Genomic DNA, 16,343 nt, shown 5'->3' with positions numbered 1-16,343 from the left:
CTGAGGGGCACGGCCCCTCAGGCTCCCGAAGCCTGGCGGCGAGTGTCAGCGGCTCTTGGTCGTGCCGCGCTTCACCAGCCATACGACCATGAGCACTATCCACGCGATGCCGAGTCCGACTGTCAGGAGAGCGAGGGTGACAAGGCCCGAGTAGGGTGCGGGCGCGATGTAGAAGGTTCCGAAGTCTCCGCTGGGCATGAAAGACCGCATGAGCGAGAACAGGACGAACGCGATGAGTGAGCCGATGCCGGTTATGAGCATCCAAGTGCGGAGTGCGCGGGACGTGTTCATTTCTCACTCCTTTACGCCGTCGACGGATTGGCGTCGCCAACACTAACGGTGGACGCGCTCACGTTGCCCCTATTCGAGGGGTGCTGCCCCTCGACCCCGCTGAGGAGCACGGCCCCTCAGACTCCCGAGGCTGGCCGCTGCGCGGCGATCGCACGGAGGCGATCGGTTCTTTCTTGCCCGGATGCTGGCTGCCGATCGTAGTTCCCGACGCGTTCTCCTCGCGCCGTTGTGGCTCCCTATCCTCGGTCGCTGCGCGCCCTCCGGTACCGCCGTCACGGCGCGCTCCGCACGCTCTGGTCACTCACGATTCTCTCGCCAGCACCGGCCAAAGAATGCGACGGAAGGACACGCGCGATGCTCACGATTACTCACTCCCACGAAGCCGGAACGCTCATCGAGGGGACCGCGAAGGGTGACGGGACGGCGGAGATTTTGAAGGGCACCGGGTGGAGGTGGGGGCGGAGTATCGGCACGTGGTTTGTGCCGATGAGTCGTGATCGGATGGCGAAGCTGCACGTTATCCGCCGCACCGTGGAGGCGCTGCGGGCGGCAGGTTTCGAGGTCGCAGAACCCGAGATCGACGACACCCCGCGCGCGGCGGCCGTGGTCGAGGGGGACCGAATCGTCCGCCAGGGCGAGCGGGTCGAAGCGCTCGAGGCGAAGGCCGAGCGGAAGACCGCGGATGCCACTGCGGCATGGGATCGGCATATGGCCGACGTTGGCCGGCTGCCCGAAGGGGGAGAGCCGATCAAGGTCGGGCACCACTCCGAGGGGCGCCACCGTGCAGCGCTCACACGCGCGGACCGGAGCGCCCGGCGTGGCATTGAGGCGCACAACGAAGCAGAGCGTGCGGCGGATCGTGCGGCGGCTGCGGCGTCGACGACGGCGAGCCGCTACAACCCGATCACGGTCGCGAACCGCATCGAGAAGTTCCGCACGGAGCTCCGCGGATACGAACGTCGAATCGTGGCCGATGTGTACGACTCCGAGCGCGGATACGTCCCGGCGACGGACGAGCAGAAGCAGCGCCGCGCTGAGCACTACGCGCCGTTCATCGAGCAGACCCGCGACCAGCTGACGTACTGGGAGAAGGTGCGCGCGGACCAGGTAGCCGCGGGTGAGGCGACCGACTACAGCCGCGAGACGATCAGCGCCGGCGACGCGGTGAAGATCCGCGGACAGTGGCGGCGCGTGGCGCGCGCGAATGCCAGGACCGTGAGTGTCGAGACGGGATACAGCTGGACCGACCGCGCACCCTACGCCGAGATCCAGGACTACAAAGCAGCCACCGTCTGAGCGTCGTGTGGGCGAGGGGAGAACCTCGCCCACACGACCGGGGGACGATCACCGGAGAGGAACAAGAGCATGAGCAGCGACGCACCGTTTATGGAGATGTGGCTCGCCGGCGCGGTCGAGATCACCGCACTCCGCGCGCAGCTTGAACAGCTCGAGCAGGCATGGCTACGCGCCGAGGCCGACGCGAACTATTGGTACGCGATCGCCAACAACCCAGAGCTAGAGGCACAGCGTGACCGGGAGCTACGCGATACGCGGTGTGTCGACGTTCGCCACGCACGCGCGCAACTGGAGCGCGCTGCCTAAGGCATCCCTTCCCACTCTCCCACCGTCCCCCACATTGGCGAGATCTTCGAGAGCGGGGGAGGGGTCAGGGGTGCGGCTCTGCCGCATCACGTGTGACGCGAAGCGCCCTTGACGCCTCGCCCGATCGAGAGACAATCCACGCCCAGGGGACGCGGGAGAACCCGTCAGAGCCCGTGCACATGCCGCACATACGAAACCGCACCGACGCGGACAACGTGACGGTGCGGCTTGTGTGCGGGCGGTCCCTTGGGGTCCCGCTGTCCACCTGTGGGCGGGTCCAGCCCGTAGGTAGCTGGAGCCGTCCACAGGTGGACAGGGGGTTACTCGTCGTGACCAGTCGAGTCGGTCGACGTCGGAGCCGACGCGCGCTGCGCACGCGATCGGCGCGGCTGCTTCGGTTCGGGCTGGAGCCCGAACGACTTAAGCTCTGCCATCGTCCAGCCGGCATCCGTGGCCGTCTTGAAGTGCGACGCGTAGGAGCGCTTCATCTCTTCGAGCTGAGCGCTCAGAGTCGCGATGCTCTCGCTCGCCTCGATCAGTCCACGAACCGCGCTCACGCGGTTCTCGACCTGCTGGCGCGCAAGCGCCTCAACTTCTTCCATGCTGATTTCGCGTGCCATACCGCGGATCATACCGTCATCCTCAGACGTCATCGTAACTGCACCCGCAGACGCCACAGGATGGGTAGCAAGCTATAGGTTAGGGAGTCCCTAAGCGGCTTGAACCCTGGACGGCTGCGCCGTCGTCGGGCACACTGGGAGTGTGGTTCCCGCGTCCGCGGGATCGTTGCACTGGGCAGGAGACGCGTGGCTGACGAGGCGAACGGATCAACCGCGAAGCGGGTTGATCGTCGCGCGTCGCGCGTAAAGGGCGGTCGCACAGCGACGCGCACCGTGAAGCTCAGTGACGCGGAGGAGGTTGTCCTCATCTCGCGCGCCCGGTCGGCCGGCATGAGTGACGCGGCGTTCCTTCGGGTGAGTGCGTTGCGGGGTGAGGCCGGGGGAGCGGAGCTGGTTGCCGCGCTTCGGTCGGTTGCGCGTGAGGTGTCGCTGGTGAATGTGCAGCTGCATCGTGTGGGCAACAACTTGAACCAGTTGGCGACGCGTGCGAACACCGGCGTCGACGTGCGCGAGTTGGAAGGCGCATTGCGCGGTGACCTCGCGCGAGTGCGCGAGTTGGCGGCGGAGCTTGACGGTGTGCTGGCTCAGTTGCGGGGCCGGCTGTGATGCCGAACGTGACCCGCGGCGGTTCGTCGGCGGGTCTGATGATGTACCTCTTTGGCAAGGGGGACGCGAACGAGCACACCGATCAGCACGTCATCGCCGGTGACGCCGGGACCGTCGCACGGTTCGGCGGTGAGCACCTTGACCGCGACGGCCGCTACGACCTCGCGAACCACCTGGACGCACCGATGCATCTGTGGGAGCGCGAGGTCGTCGTGCCCGATCGGCGCTGGGACCCCGAGAAGGAAGAGCACGTGCGCGTCGGGGACAAGCCCGCGCACGTGTGGCATTGCTCGCTGTCTTTACGCGCCGAGGAGGGGCAGCTGACAGATGAGCAGTGGTCGACCATTGCCAACGAGTTCGTCAGTGAAATGGGATTCAGCACCGACGACCCGAACGAGGCCGGATGCCGATGGGTCGCGGTGCGGCACGGGCTGTCCAAGCGCGGCAACGACCACATCCACATCGCCGTCAACCTCGTTCGCGAGGACGGAACGATCGCGAGCACACACAAGGACTTCGCGCGCGCCCAGAGCGTCGCCGGGCGGCTCGAGGAGCGCCACGGCCTCGCCGTCACGGCGGGCCGACAGCGGTCGAGTGAGGCGCTGGCGGGAGCGTCGAAAGCGGAGTCCGCGCGCGTGGACTCCGGGCAGCGTCGGCACGCCGACCGCGACGAGCTGCGCCGTCGACTTCGGAGCGCCGCGGCTCACGCATCGAATGAACGAGAGTTCATCGAAGGTGCGCGGGATCTCCGCGTGCTGGTGCGGCCGCGGTTCGCCAAGGGCGGTACGAGCGAGGTCGTCGGATACTCCGCGGCGCTAACGCCCGCGTTGGTCAACGGGAAGCGCGGCGAGCCCGTGTGGTTCAGCGGCGCCAAGCTCGACTCGAATCTGTCGCTTGGTCAGTTGCGCGCACGCTGGCCGGACAACGACCAGGCCGCGGCCGTCCCCGCATGGAAAGAGCGTGGGCGCGCGGCGCGCACAGGCGCGTGGGACACACCGCAACGCGCCTCCGCCCCGGCCGTGCCGCCGGCGATGGCGGCACGCCTGGCGGTGCTCGGAACATCCGGAGCGAAGGTCGGCCGGTACGCGGCGACCGAGCTGTCCGGGGCGTTTGCGTCGGCGTCGCTGTACTTCGAGAAGAACACCCACGGACCCCTCGCGAACGCGTCGAGCGTGTTCGCTAAGGCCGCGGCGATGCCCAAGTGGCGGGCCGACAAGCCCGACGCGAAACCCGGCGCCCGCTCCAGGATGGCGGCGGACTCGATCTACGCCGTGCGCCTCGCGATGCGCGCAGGCGGCCCGTCGTCGTCGACCGGCTGGCGTGCAGTGATGCGCCAGGCAGACCGGTCCTCGAAGCTCATGGCATCCCAGCTACAGCAGGCCGGCAACACCCGCATGGCGACGGAGATCCTGGGAAGCGTGAAGGCAGCGCTCAGCCAGTTCGAGAAGCTGTCCGGCGAGACCGTCGGTGAGCTCGAGCAGAACGCCGAGACGGAAACGCAGACGCCGCGCGCGCCGAGGCGGACCCCCGGGGTCGGCCTCGACAACGGAATCGAACGATAGAGATAGGAGAGAGCGAACATGGCCGAAGAAGAGATCATCGAGTCCGCCGACCAGGCGGTGCGAGTCGCTGTCTCGTCCGCGCAGCAGGTCGCGAGCCAGGTGGCCCGCGCGAAGCTCCACCGCGGCGAGAAGGAGATGGCCGAAGCCCAGACGGCGTTGGCCGCGCAGTCGGACCAGACGAAGCAGATCCGCGCGCTGGTGAGCACCGATGAGTTCTGGAGGAACGCCACCCCGGAGTCGGTCACGAACGCCGCGGTGTACGGCGCGCACCTCGCGCCCCACGACCGCGACGCCCTCGGTATCTACAGCACCGTCCGGGAGGGTGCACAGAAACGGTGGGGAGTCGACGTCGACGCGATCTACGGACAGCACGGCGGAGATCTCGACGCCGCCGCCCCGGTCATGCGCGCACGCCTCGCCGCGGCGATGCGCGACGGCATCGACGACACCCTCGCCGCTCGCCGTGAAGACGAGCTAGCGAACCAGGCTGGTCGCGAAGCCGGCATCGAGGAGAACCGTGCCGAGGAGGCGGAGCAAGACGCCGTCGAAGGCGACGCCGGCGACGAGAGCGCGCGCGAGCTGCACGAGCAGCGCGCCGAGGAGTTCTACGACGACCGAGAACGTCACACCGCGCGAGCCGACGCTTACCGCGGCGACGCCGCGGCCGCGGACGCCGAAGTCGCAACACTCACCCGCGGAGGCACGCAAGCGCGCGTCCGCGCCGAACGCACCTTCCCCGACAACGTCGGTGCCGCAATCAACCGGCCAGCGTCGACCACCACGGCCACGCGCCCGGCTCGCGCGAGCCGATCCCGCACACGCACGTCTGAACTCAGCCGGTGACGGCACATCAGGCACACTTACTTTCCAGAGAGCTGACCAATGAGATGTGCCTGGAGCAAAAGTGATGGGGCTTGATGACCGTGCCCACCGTTGGGTGAGTGACTACCTGCCAGCTGCACTTCCGGGCGTCGCGACGTCGATCTACCGACGGGGAGACGGCACAGTAGCGGTTCAAGTAGCCGCTAAGTCGCTGTTCTCTTTCGACGTGGCGCATCGGAAGAAGATGTGGTGGGTGCTCCCGAGCGAGCGAGCCCCCTTTGGCCGCTTCATCGAGCCGCAGACGCTGCACCGCAATCCTGGCCGTGTGCCGCTCCACGTCGCACAGATCCTCTTCTGGAACGGATGGTCACTGTTGGATTCTGACGTGGAGCCCGCGGACGAGCTTCACCATCTCTCTGACGTCGAGGGGACGGCCTTTCAACGCTACGAAGGTGATCTCTTGGCGCGGGCGGCCTACATGTTCGCCGCGCGACAAGCGGCAGGGCAAGTCGTCCCGAGCCCTCGACCAGATGAGATCTTCCTTGCGAAGCAGATGCTCGCGCAGTTCGACGAGCAGCTAGGTGAGTTCGGGCTCACGATGGAAAGTTGGGCTCACTCGGACCTCGGGAACATGTGGGGATGATGGCGGTGGAGTTCCGCAGTGCGGCCTTAGAGTCCGATGGGGCTTGGGGCGAGGATCGCGCTGACGGTCGGCTGCGTCTCTTTTCCACCCGAACGAATCACGGTCGCGGGTGAGACCTCTGATTTGAGCAGCTCGGGTTGGCTCAGTGGGGTCAGAGCTTCGATCACATCGAGAACCGGATAGGCGCGCCGATCTGCGAGGTAGCGTGCGACTTGCCGTGCAGCAGGACGAGGAAGGTCTACCTCCTTGGGCAACTTCGCGTCGGCGGCGATAAAAGCGGCGACTACTTCCCAAGCCATGTAGAACACCTCCACGAAGGCCCCGTCATACGGAACAGGGCAGACAATCAAGTTGCTACCGACGTCCCGCCGGACGGCGTCGGACTTGCCTTGAGCCGCTGGCACCAGGCCGACGCGGAGGCCCCTCGCACCCTTGAGTGCTGACGGGTTGATCTTGACCGTTGTGCCCACCCAGCGTTCCTCGTCGGAGTTGCCGAGGAAGAGGTCTGCTTTCCAGAGCCCGTCAATGCTCTGTGGGAGACGCGATCCGACGCCTCGCGTTCTGAACGCCGCTGCGGCTGAAGCGAGGTGGCGCTTCAACAGCGGGGGTTGCCCAACTCGCCCCGAGAGTAAACGAGACTCGGGCGTGAGGAGATCGACAGCGGTCTCGATCAGCTGCTGGCTACCCGCCTTCTCAACCCCGAACAGGATTGAGGAGGGATCTGAGCCGGGCACCTTGCACAGCTTCAGTGCGTCCGCGACGCGCTCTGAGACGGATGGTTCTCCACGTCTTACGGCGTCGTGAACCGCGTACTCGAAACAGATGCCTGTGTCGCCGTCTCCAGCTCTATGGTTTCGCGCGAGCATGTACAGCGGGATGTCGGCGTAGCCACCGAGCTGATCCGCGACCTCTCGCTTGAGCGAGTAAAGAACGCCGCTCAAGATTGGGCCCACTACCGCTGTTATCGCGGATACCTCGTCAGCGACAGGGTTCAGCTGGTGCTCTTCGCGGATCTCCATATGCGAAACCTAATGGCACTGCTAGGCCGTGTTGATCAAGTCTGATTTGATCCAGATGAGCGTGGCGGCGAGGCTGACGGCGGCTCGGTAGCTGCGGAGGAGTTTGTCGGAGCGCATCGCGAATGAACTGAACTACCACGGCAGTCGCGGGTCGAGCTCCCGCGCGAAGAACGAGGACGCCGCCAACAAGATCTCGTTCGCCCGCTTCAACTCGCGCACTTCAGCCTCGAGAGCCTTGATCCGCTGAGCCTCGTTCGTCGTGGTCCCGGGACGTTCGCCCGCGTCGATCTGAGCCTGCTTGCACCAACCCCGCAGCGTGTCGGGATTGACCCCGACACGCTGCCCGATCCGGATCACTGCCTGGTTCAACGACAGCTCCGGATCCTCCTTCCGGGCCTCGGCAACAAGCCGCATCGCACGCTCACGAAGCTCCGGCGGATACTTCCTCGGCGCTGGCATAGTCATCATCCTCTCGGGGAATCAGACCCTCCACGAGACCCGGGGCGATTCAGAGCGAAACCTCTTGATCAACACGGCCTAGGCGCCTTCATCGTCCAATCCGAGCTCACCGCTCTCCTTCCCTCACACCCTCCCGACCTGACGGCGCACCAATCGGACTCGAACTGCCCTCGTCCGCGCCGGTATCGTGGAGACCGTGGCTCACGTCGACGACCTCATCGCGCGAATCCGGGATGCCAGTCTGAGGGCGCAGATCGCCGGAGAGGTGGCGAAGCTCGTGGAGCAAGGACTTCCTCTTCGCCTTCCAGCGCCACCTGCTATCGTGCTCGCCGCGGCGGAGGGCGTCGTGACGAGCGACGCCCGCCTTGCCGAAGTCATGGCGGGCTTCACCGAGTTCGGCCTGGCCGACCATCGCATGCACCGCGGCGGTTTCAGGCGGGAAGCCGGCACAGACCGATGAGGGCGGCGCTCGCGGACGGCGTGGCGGCCGAGACCGTCGTGTTAGGCGTGAGCGACGTCGTCACGATCGGAGCCATGACTGCGATCCGCGCCGCCAGCCGCGCGGTGGACGCCGACATCGCCGCCACGGGCTCCGAAGACATCCCGACGAGCCGTGACGTCTCGCCGCCCTTGACCGTGTGCGTGCCGCTGCAGGAAGTCGGCTACCAGACGCTCCAGGCCTTGGTCGACCCCGCGTCGGAGCAGGATCCCGACGCCCTACGCATCAATGTCCGCCTGCGCGACAACACGACACGTCAGGAGCCCGCCGCATGAGACGGATCGTCCTCGCTTTGGACAGTCTGAAGGGGTCGATCGCGGCCGCCGACGCCGTAGCCGAGATTGCGTCGGGGTGGCGGAGCGTCGACCCCCTCGTCGGGACCGACCTGCGACCCATGGCCGACGGCGGGGAGGGCACGCTCGCGGCATTCGCCGAGGCGGTCGCGGGAGCCACGCGCGTTCCGGTCGCGGCCACGGGCCCGCACGGACGCTCGGTCGACGCGTCTTGGTTGCGCCTGCCCGACGGCACCGGTGTCGTCGAGCTCGCCTCGACGAGCGGTATCGAGCTCCTGGGCGATGACCGCCGGCCGTGGGATGCCGGGACGATCGGTTTCGGGCAGGCTATCGCTGCGGCCCTCGACGCCGACGTCCAGCGACTCGTGCTCGGCATCGGCTCGAGCGCGTCGACGGACGGCGGTGCCGGGATGCTCTCGGCCATCGGCGCGCGCATCCTCAATGGGAGCGGAGAGCCGATCGGTCCCGGCGCACGAGGTCTTCGCGACGCCGCGTCGGTCGATCTCTCCGGCATCCGTCCACTGCCGTCCGGCGGCGTTGTGGTGCTCAGCGATGTCACGAGCCCGCTCATCGGACCCCACGGCGCGGCCGCCGTCTTCGGCCCGCAGAAGGGCCTCGACGCCGCGGGCGTCGAGGCAGCCAATGCTGCCCTCGCTCGCTTCGCGGATCTCGTCATCGCGGCGCGGAGCAGGGTGCCGGTCTCGGCGGGCGCGAGGCGAGCGAACACGGTGCCACTCGGCCTGCGCACCGAGATTCCCGGGGCGGGGGCCGCCGGCGGCACGGGCTTCGCGCTCCTCGCCTGGGGTGCCGCGCTCCGGCCGGGAGCGGCCGAGGTCGCCGACCTCGTCGGGCTGCGCGCCGCGATCGCCAGGGCAGACCTCGTCGTCACGGGAGAGGGATCATTTGACGGGCAGTCCGCGGCGGGGAAGGTGCCGACGCTCGTCGCCGGCCTCGCCGACGCGGCTGGCGTTCCCGTCGCGCTCGTAGCGGGGCGAATCGCCCGCGACGCGGACACGTCGGCGTTCGCGGCGTCCGTCTCGCTCACACAGCTTGCGGGTTCGGCAGCGTCGAGCCTCGCCGAACCCGCGCGCTGGCTGCGCGTCGCCGGCGCCGCGCTCGCGCGCAACCTCTGATGCCGCCCCCGCGGTTCGGCGCGTTCAGTATCGCCGGGAGTGGGATCTGGGATCTGGGATCTCGAGCCACGCCGCGGTGAGACCTGATTATGGGACGTGGAGCGCAGTCGAGACCGGCGATACCGGTGTTCACCGGACGTTCCGTTCGGCGTCCGGCGGACTTGTGATTCGTCGTCACCTCGCGGCAGCGTAAGTCTCCCGGACCCACGCGCATCCCGAATGGTCACCTCGCGCGCAAGTGTCTTTCGCCGGTCTCGGCCTCGGGTCGGTCCTCACCCTCGCAAGCTGCATTGTGAGCTACCGCCGGCGCGGGCACCGCGGCCGGCGCGACCGATCGGCTCAGCTTTCCGTCGCCGTCCGGCACCCACGGCCCCGGATGCTCGGCCAGGTCGAAGCGTCGCCGACGAGATCGCCGCGACCCACGGTCGCGAGGACCGCCGTCGAAAACCCGGGTCTGCCGCCACCCAAGCGACAGTTCGCCCGGCCCTGGCGGTGTCGTGGTCGCTCGCCACCGTGATGTCTAGAGAACGCTCGGCGTGCGCGATCTTCGCGTTCGCGCCGCCGACTCCGCCTACACCTGTCGTAAGCCCGCCAGCGCAGCCTCCCTGGTGAAGGCCTAAGCCTCGATCCACCGACGGCCCTTGGTTCGACGGGGTGGGGCGTGGTCGGGGGTGTTGACTGGTAGCGGGCAGGCGGCTGTGCCGGGCGTTGCATCCCGGTCGTCCACTTTGTCCTCGGTCGTGCCGCGGTGGCGGCGATGGTCAGCTGGATGCTGCCGGTGGCGGGTGAGTGGCGGTGAACAGCCGGGTGAACGCTGTTTCCCATGGCCATGCCGTGGGCAGGTGCAACGTGATGCGGCGTGCCGAGCGTGCCAGCCGGGCCGGGACGTGGATGAGGGTGCGGCGGATCGTCGCGGTCGTCGCTTTCGCGAGCCGTCCTGCCTGGTCGGCGAGGACGCCGACGGCGCGGGTGATGTTGAACGCGATGACGGCGAGCACGAGCCAGGCGCTGTTCGCGGTGAACACTCCGGAGGGCAGGTGCGCGAGCGGCCCGTTCTTCAGGTCGGCGTGGACCTGCTCGATGATCGCTTGACCGCGATGGGTCTTGTCCGCGACCACCGTGTCCATCACCTCGGCGGGCGTGGTGGTGAAGAACGCGTGATGCCGCCAGGTGTCGAACAGTGTCGGCTGCTCCACCTGTCGCGGGTTCAGGTCGGGGATGCGCCGCACGACCAGCCGCCCAGCGATGCGCTCACTCTTCTTCCTGGATCGGAACGCGGTGAACGGCACCTCGGCGACCTCGGCTTTCGAGATCCATTGGCCGGTGGCCTGGTCGCGGATCGCGTCGGTGTATTCGATCTTCGTCCACGCGTCGTCGTCGATCGTGGCGATGGCGGCTTTGATGGCCGGGTCCATCCGGACGGTGACCGACACGTCGGCGCCGGCTGTGATCGCGGTGCCGATGGTGGCGTGCCCGTAGAACGCGGAGTCCGCCCGCAGCAGCGGCCGGGTCTGGTCGATGCTGCCGGTGCGGCGGAGGGTCGCCAGCGCATCGCCGACGATCCGGGCCGCGCCTTTCGGGGAGCCGGTCTTGCCCTTCCGTAACCGCTGACTCAGGATCACTGGTGCCGACTGCGACGTGGACGCTGTCGCGAGGATCGCGTTCAGCCCGCGCACGCCGGAGTATCCGAACCCGGCGCCCTGCTTCTGGTAGCCGTGGACCTCGATGATGGTGTCGTCCAGATCGACCATCACCCGTTCACCGTCCCGCGGCTGCAACAGCGGCGCCCGGGCGGTGAGGCTCTGCAGGACGTGGGAGGCGACCGCATCGAGCTGTCGAACGTGCCCGAAGGTGAACTCCCGCAAGAACGAGCCCAACGTGGAAGGCGCGTACGTCCGGTCGAACGTGCCCGAAGGTGAACTCCCGCAAGAACGAGCCCAACGTGGAAGGCGCGTACGTCCGGTCGAACAGTCCGTTCATGCCGCCGTGGCGGATCAGGTTCATGTAGTCGATCGAATCAGCCCCGGCGAGCATTCCCGCCACCAGGGACATCACCTTCGCGCCGGCGTTGGCGCCCTTGTCCGTCGGCACGCTCAACCGTCCCTGCGCGAGCTCGGCAAGACCCGCGGACCGCGCCAGTCGCAGCACCGGCATCAGGCCCGCGGCCGACACGAGATTCGGATCATCGAACACTGCCGACACCGCGGCCGGGGCGTGCTTGAATTGCATCTACGAGATGCCTCTCCGATCGGCTGAACAAGTGACTTCGACAATCACTATTCTCCCTGATCAGAGGGGCATTCTCAGTTCACCGCGCGGCCGAACACACCATCCGAATCGGTGGATCGAGGCTAAGGGGCACCATACCGTCGGCTCCTCGGGGCGTTAGCTACAGCGTGAGTGCCCCGGTTGCATTGATCTTTTGGATCACTTATGGTGATCGATATGATCAATCGGATGACGGCGTGAACGGGTCGGTCTCGCCGGCGTCGCGTAGACGTCGGGTCGTCGACCTCCTCTCGACCCGAGAGGGGCCGGTGAGCGCTGACGATCTCCGTTCGGAGTTAGGGGTGTCCCTGGTGACTGTCCGGCGGGACCTCGAGGCCCTCGAACAGGCCGGTCTCGTCATCCGCACGCACGGTGGCGCGCTGATCAATTCACTGAGGCCAGAACGCTCCATCCTCGAGCGCCAGGACACCAACGCGCTCGCGAAGGCTGAGATCGCCGTCGCCGCCGCGCGCCTGGTGCCACCCGGCGCGACGGTATTGCTCGACGCGGGGACGACCACCAGCCGGCTCGCTGCGGAGCTCGCGGGGATCACCGGACTGACCATCGTCACCACCGGTGTGAACGTGCTCGCCGTGCTCGCTGAGTCGGACACCGACGCTACGGTCATCAGCGCCGGCGGCACCCTCCGGAAGGTCAATCAAGCGCTCCTTGGTCCGTTCGCCGAAAACGTCGTCCGGTCTATCTACGCCGACATCGCCTTCATCGGATCGGACTGCGTCGACAGCTCGCGCGGCTTGTCCTCACGGACATCCGAGCAGAACGCCATGAAGTCGCTCATGATCCTTCAGGCGCGGCGGCCGATCATCGTCGCGGATTCGTCCAAGCTCGGCGCGAACTGGTCGACGCACTGGTTCATGCCGCCGCCTGGAGTGGAGCTGCTCACCGACAGCGGCGCCACCGAGGAGATGATCACCCCGCTCGTCGAGTCTGGCGCGTGGAACATCCTTCTCGCGGAGGCCGACGCATCGTCGGGCCGCGCAGCAATCAGCCGATCAACCAGCGAAGGAATCGCATGACCACCACAACCATGAAGCGCGCCGTGCTGAACGCACCGCGCGACCTGCGGATCGAAACGGTCCCGGTGCCGGCGCTCGAGCCGGGCGACGTGCTGCTGCGTGTCCAGGCAGCACTCATCTGCGGCACCGACCTCAGAATCGTCGATGGCACCAAGACCAAGAATGTCGTCTACCCCTCGGTACTCGGTCACGAGTTCGCGGGCGAGATCGTCGCCTGCGAGGGCCGGCTCCCCGACGGGCTGGAGCTGGGGGACCGGGTCGCCGTCTACCCGCTCGTCCAATGCGGCCACTGCGCGAGTTGCGTCCGGGGACTCGGCAACATTTGCCGCAACCGCCAGGCCTTCGGATACCAAATCGACGGTGCATTCGCCGAGTACGTGCGAGTGCCGGCGGTGGCCGTGCAGGCTGGAAACCTGGTCCCGGTCGGCGACACACCTGCGGACATCGCCGCCGTGATCGAACCCCTGGCGTGCGCCTACAACGGTCAACGGCTCATCAACGCCGCATCCGCTCGCTCGATGCTCGTCGTGGGTGCCGGTCCGCTCGGACAGTTGCACGTGCGGCTCGCTCGGGCGCTCGGTGTAGCGACCGTCGTCGCGGTCGATCCCGCTCCCCATCGGCGTGAGATCGCCGTCGTGTCCGGAGCGTCCAGCGCCCTGGACCCGTCCGAGGTGACTGCGGAGGTCGTCGCCGAGCTTACCGACGGAGTCGGGTTCGACACCATGGTCGTCGCCGTTGGGCGAGCCGATGCCATGGAACCGTACCTACAGATGCTCGCCCCAGGCGGACGGGTGAATATCTTCGCCGGGTTCCCGACCGGCACCGATCAGGTGACTATCCCGGCGAACTCGGTGCACTACAACGAGACGCTCATCGTGGGCAGCTCCTCGTGCCAGCTGAGCGACTTCCAGAAGGTCGCCGAAATGATCCGCACCGGAACGATCCCCGGCGAAGGACTCGTCACCGCGCACCTTCCCATCGACCAGCTCGAGCAGGGACTCGAGCGCGCCAGACAAGGCGTCGACCTGCGCATCAGCATCGACGCGACCACCGCACCCGCGACGGGCGCCACCGAAGGAGAGACCACATGACCACCGACAGCTACATCCCTCAGCTTGGAGCCGGGAGCGCCCTCGGCCGCTCGATCCGCCTCCGCCGCCTCTTCGGCGAGGACGGCAAGGCGGTTGTCGTCGCGCTTGACCAAGCCGTGCCGCGCGGAGTGGCCCCCCGGCTCGCGGCTATCCGGGACACCTGGGCCCAGATCGACGCGGGAGAGCCGGACGCAGTGACTGTCTCGAAGGGCATCGCCGCCACCCTCTTCGGCGGAAGAGGACGCCCCCGCCCGTGGATTCTCAAGGCGAGTACGTTCTCGGTGGAATTCCACCTCACCTACGACGCGACAGTGGCGTCAGTGGACGAGGCCGTCCGCCTCGGAGCCGACGCGGTCGCTGTCGGCATCAGCGCCGGCTCTTCGGTGCAGGCGCAGATGCTCGAGATGCTCTCCCGGGTCACCGAGCGGGCCGCGGAACTGGGACTGCCCACGGTCTGCCATGCCTACCCCAGCGGTGAGCTATGGGGCGACCGTAAGGGCTCGGTGGAGTCCGTCCTCTACGCAGCGCGCGCGGCCGCGGAGTGCGGTGTCGACATCATCAAGACCTGGTACACCGGTTCCGCCGAGAGCTTCCGCGAGGTCGTGGACGGCACGCCCGGCCTCGTCATGGTGGCCGGCGGGGCGAAGCTCGACACCGACCTCGAGGTGCTGCAGTTCGCGGAGTCGGTCGTCGACGCTGGAGCCGCGGGCCTCACTATCGGCCGCAACGTCTGGGGCGCGGCCGACCCGGCAGGCATGGTGAAGGCACTCCGTGCGATCGTGCACGAGGGTATCTCGGCATCCGAAGCTGCTCGCTCGCACCTGATCGCCACGACGGCCTGACGTGAGCGGCGAGCTGTACGTCGGTGTGGACGTAGGCACGACCGCCACGAAGGCGATTCTGGTGGACGTCGATGGGCAGGTCGTCGAGCGCGGCCGAGCCGCTCACGACGCCTCCCTCTCTGCGGGGCGAGTCGATCCGGCATGCTGGTGGGCGAGCGTCGTGGACGCGGTCGTGCAGCTCGGCGGCGCCCGCGCCCGCGCGGTGACTGTCGGGATCTCGGTGCATGCGCCGGTCCTCGTCCCTATGGGTGAGGATGGGCGACCGCTCTCGGATGGGTACCGGTTCGATGCCCCAGGCCTGCCCGGGCTTGTCTCAGCCGCCGCGACGGCGATCGGTTCCGATGCACTCGCGCGCATTGGCAACCCGTACACGCCGGCTACGGCGATCGTCGTCGCGTCCCGCCTCTTCGAACGGGAACACGGTGATCGCGTGGGAGCGTTGCGCTGGTTCGGCTCCGTCGGATCGGTGATCGGTCACCGCATGACCGGCGAGGTCGCGATCGATCCGAGCCAGGCTTCGTATTACGGCTGCTTCGACGTGGTCGGCGGAGCGCAGTGGCTGGTTCCGGCGGCGGCGGCGCTTGACGTTCCCCTCGAGCGGCTTCCGCCGGTCCGTCCGTCCGGATCGGTGCTCGGCCCGCTCCTCCCGGAGGCGGCTGAGATCCTCGGCCTCACTCCCGGGATCCGTGTCTGCGTGCCGGGCGGCGACACCCCGAGCGCGGCCGTCGCGATCGGGCTCGGTGCGGATGCCGCGACCCTGCTGACTCTCGGCACGACGCACGTGGTCACCCGACTGCGCACCGCGCCGGACACCCGGAACCGCCGTCTGCTGCAGCGAGCACACCTCGTAGACGGAGCGTGGCTGGCACATGGGGCGACGAACGGCGGGCTGGCGCTCTCCGTCGGCGTGCGGGAGATGGGTGGACAGGCCGAGGGCGCGGTGGCCGATGTGATCGCCGCCGCCGCCGCGCTTCCTCCGGCGGAGATCGCGATGGCGCCGTACTGGCTTCCGCACGTTATCCCGGAGCGGGGCCCGTTGTGGATGTCTGAGCCGGCCACCGGCCTCGTCGGTGTGAGAGACGGCGCCACGGTCGAAACCCGGATGGCCGCATGGGCCGTCATTGAGGGGGTGCTCTTCGCCGACCGGCTCGTGCTGGGTCAAGTGGAAGGCCACTACACCGGGCCGATCCGGGTCTCCGCCGACTTGTCCGGGGGCGCCGATCTCGTCCAGCTGGCTGCCGACGCTTTCGGGCGGGAGCTTCGCGTAGTATGCGAGTCGCACCTGTCGGCCCTCGGCGCCGCGCGGCACGCGGCGGCCGCGGAGGGGATCCACATACCCGCCGACTCAGCTGAGTTGGTCGTCGCTCCGCGCGACGAACGCCGGAATCTCGTGGAGACCCGGTGGGAGACCTGGCGCACGCACCGTGCCGCGCGCCTAGGCCGTGTTGATCAAGAGGTTTCGCTCCTCGGTGGGTGAGTCTTGAGCGGTGACGCGACAGGAGATCTCTGACGAGGTGTGGGCCGTGATGGAGCCGTTGATGCCGACGGTGTCCGGG

16 protein-coding genes and 2 pseudogenes are annotated in these 16,343 nt (G+C 67.9%); 13 read left to right on the top strand and 5 right to left on the bottom strand.

The genetic code is table 11. From position 1 onward, the window contains the following. Positions 1–45: 45 nt before the first annotated feature. A complete protein-coding gene (locus KZC50_RS15335) occupies positions 46–291 on the bottom strand; it encodes a hypothetical protein (protein WP_310892234.1) in 246 nt (81 codons plus the stop codon). Between the two features lie 354 nt (positions 292–645). On the opposite strand from KZC50_RS15335, the gene KZC50_RS15330 reads away from it, so the two are divergent. Further along, entirely contained in the window at positions 646–1,587 is a 942-nt protein-coding gene (locus KZC50_RS15330; RefSeq protein WP_310892233.1) for a DUF3560 domain-containing protein, read from the top strand. 69 nt (positions 1,588–1,656) lie between these two features. Continuing rightward, positions 1,657–1,893: a hypothetical protein gene (locus tag KZC50_RS15325; protein ID WP_310892232.1), complete on the top strand. Its 237-nt coding sequence runs from the start codon at positions 1,657–1,659 to the stop codon at positions 1,891–1,893. A 320-nt stretch (positions 1,894–2,213) separates the two neighbouring features. Here KZC50_RS15325 and KZC50_RS15320 read toward each other — a convergent pair whose 3' ends face one another. Beyond that, positions 2,214–2,513, bottom strand: a complete 300-nt coding sequence (locus tag KZC50_RS15320; RefSeq protein WP_310892231.1) for a hypothetical protein — start codon at positions 2,511–2,513, stop codon at positions 2,214–2,216. 186 nt (positions 2,514–2,699) lie between these two features. Here KZC50_RS15320 and KZC50_RS15315 point away from each other — a divergent pair, with 186 nt between their 5' ends. The 4 genes from KZC50_RS15315 (at position 2,700) to KZC50_RS15300 (ending at position 6,146) form a co-directional block, all read left to right on the top strand. After that, positions 2,700–3,119 carry a plasmid mobilization protein gene (locus KZC50_RS15315; RefSeq protein WP_310892230.1) on the top strand — a complete coding sequence of 140 codons (420 nt, stop codon included), beginning with the start codon at positions 2,700–2,702 and terminating at the stop codon, positions 3,117–3,119. Then, entirely contained in the window at positions 3,119–4,681 is a 1,563-nt protein-coding gene (locus KZC50_RS15310) for a relaxase/mobilization nuclease domain-containing protein (RefSeq protein ID WP_310892229.1), read from the top strand. The genes KZC50_RS15315 and KZC50_RS15310 overlap by 1 nt, the downstream gene beginning before the upstream one ends. 18 nt (positions 4,682–4,699) lie before the next feature. After that, entirely contained in the window at positions 4,700–5,524 is an 825-nt protein-coding gene (locus KZC50_RS15305) for a coiled-coil domain-containing protein (RefSeq protein WP_310892228.1), read from the top strand. A gap of 94 nt (positions 5,525–5,618) precedes the next feature. After that, positions 5,619–6,146: a hypothetical protein gene (locus KZC50_RS15300; protein WP_310892227.1), complete on the top strand. Its 528-nt coding sequence runs from the start codon at positions 5,619–5,621 to the stop codon at positions 6,144–6,146. Between the two features lie 26 nt (positions 6,147–6,172). Here the strand turns inward: KZC50_RS15300 and KZC50_RS15295 are convergent, their stop codons facing one another. Both KZC50_RS15295 and KZC50_RS15290 read right to left on the bottom strand, forming a co-directional pair. Continuing rightward, positions 6,173–7,165: a hypothetical protein gene (locus KZC50_RS15295; protein WP_310892226.1), complete on the bottom strand. Its 993-nt coding sequence runs from the start codon at positions 7,163–7,165 to the stop codon at positions 6,173–6,175. 165 nt (positions 7,166–7,330) lie between these two features. Continuing rightward, positions 7,331–7,624 (bottom strand): annotated as a pseudogene (locus KZC50_RS15290) (transposase); the annotation flags it as partial. A 196-nt stretch (positions 7,625–7,820) separates the two neighbouring features. Here KZC50_RS15290 and KZC50_RS15285 point away from each other — a divergent pair. From KZC50_RS15285 to KZC50_RS15275, 3 genes are read left to right on the top strand one after another with little or no spacing between them, the layout of a single operon-like run. After that, complete coding sequence (locus KZC50_RS15285; RefSeq protein WP_310892224.1) at positions 7,821–8,084, top strand: hypothetical protein; 264 nt, start codon at positions 7,821–7,823, stop codon at positions 8,082–8,084. Next, complete coding sequence (locus KZC50_RS15280) at positions 8,081–8,398, top strand: type 1 periplasmic-binding domain-containing protein (protein WP_310892223.1); 318 nt, start codon at positions 8,081–8,083, stop codon at positions 8,396–8,398. Before KZC50_RS15285 ends, KZC50_RS15280 begins: the two co-directional genes overlap by 4 nt. Beyond that, the gene (locus tag KZC50_RS15275) at positions 8,395–9,549 is read left to right on the top strand and encodes a glycerate kinase (protein WP_310892222.1); all 1,155 of its coding nucleotides are present in this window, start codon (positions 8,395–8,397) and stop codon (positions 9,547–9,549) included. The genes KZC50_RS15280 and KZC50_RS15275 overlap by 4 nt, the downstream gene beginning before the upstream one ends. Before the next feature lie 761 nt (positions 9,550–10,310). On the opposite strand, the pseudogene KZC50_RS15270 reads toward KZC50_RS15275, so the two are convergent. Further along, positions 10,311–11,778: pseudogene (locus KZC50_RS15270) on the bottom strand (IS1380 family transposase). Positions 11,779–11,945: 167 nt separating this feature from the next. On the opposite strand from KZC50_RS15270, the gene KZC50_RS15265 reads away from it, so the two are divergent. Genes KZC50_RS15265 through KZC50_RS15250 form a run of 4 tightly spaced genes read left to right on the top strand, consistent with a single transcriptional unit; the run spans position 11,946 to position 16,264 of the window. After that, positions 11,946–12,854: a DeoR/GlpR family DNA-binding transcription regulator gene (locus KZC50_RS15265; protein WP_310892221.1), complete on the top strand. Its 909-nt coding sequence runs from the start codon at positions 11,946–11,948 to the stop codon at positions 12,852–12,854. Then, on the top strand, positions 12,851–13,945 hold the full coding sequence (locus KZC50_RS15260) for an alcohol dehydrogenase catalytic domain-containing protein (RefSeq protein WP_310892220.1): 1,095 nt from the start codon (positions 12,851–12,853) through the stop codon (positions 13,943–13,945). Before KZC50_RS15265 ends, KZC50_RS15260 begins: the two co-directional genes overlap by 4 nt. After that, positions 13,942–14,787, top strand: a complete 846-nt coding sequence (locus tag KZC50_RS15255) for a class I fructose-bisphosphate aldolase (RefSeq protein WP_310892219.1) — start codon at positions 13,942–13,944, stop codon at positions 14,785–14,787. Before KZC50_RS15260 ends, KZC50_RS15255 begins: the two co-directional genes overlap by 4 nt. A 1-nt stretch (position 14,788) precedes the next feature. After that, on the top strand, positions 14,789–16,264 hold the full coding sequence (locus tag KZC50_RS15250) for an FGGY-family carbohydrate kinase (RefSeq protein ID WP_310892218.1): 1,476 nt from the start codon (positions 14,789–14,791) through the stop codon (positions 16,262–16,264). Positions 16,265–16,343: the final 79 nt, after the last annotated feature.

The sequence above is a fragment of the Microbacterium aurantiacum genome (assembly GCF_031625015.1).
GTDB classification, from domain to species: Bacteria; Actinomycetota; Actinomycetes; order Actinomycetales; family Microbacteriaceae; genus Microbacterium; species Microbacterium aurantiacum.
Note: the sequence above shows the minus strand (reverse complement) of the source record. Positions and strands in the feature narration are given on the sequence as shown.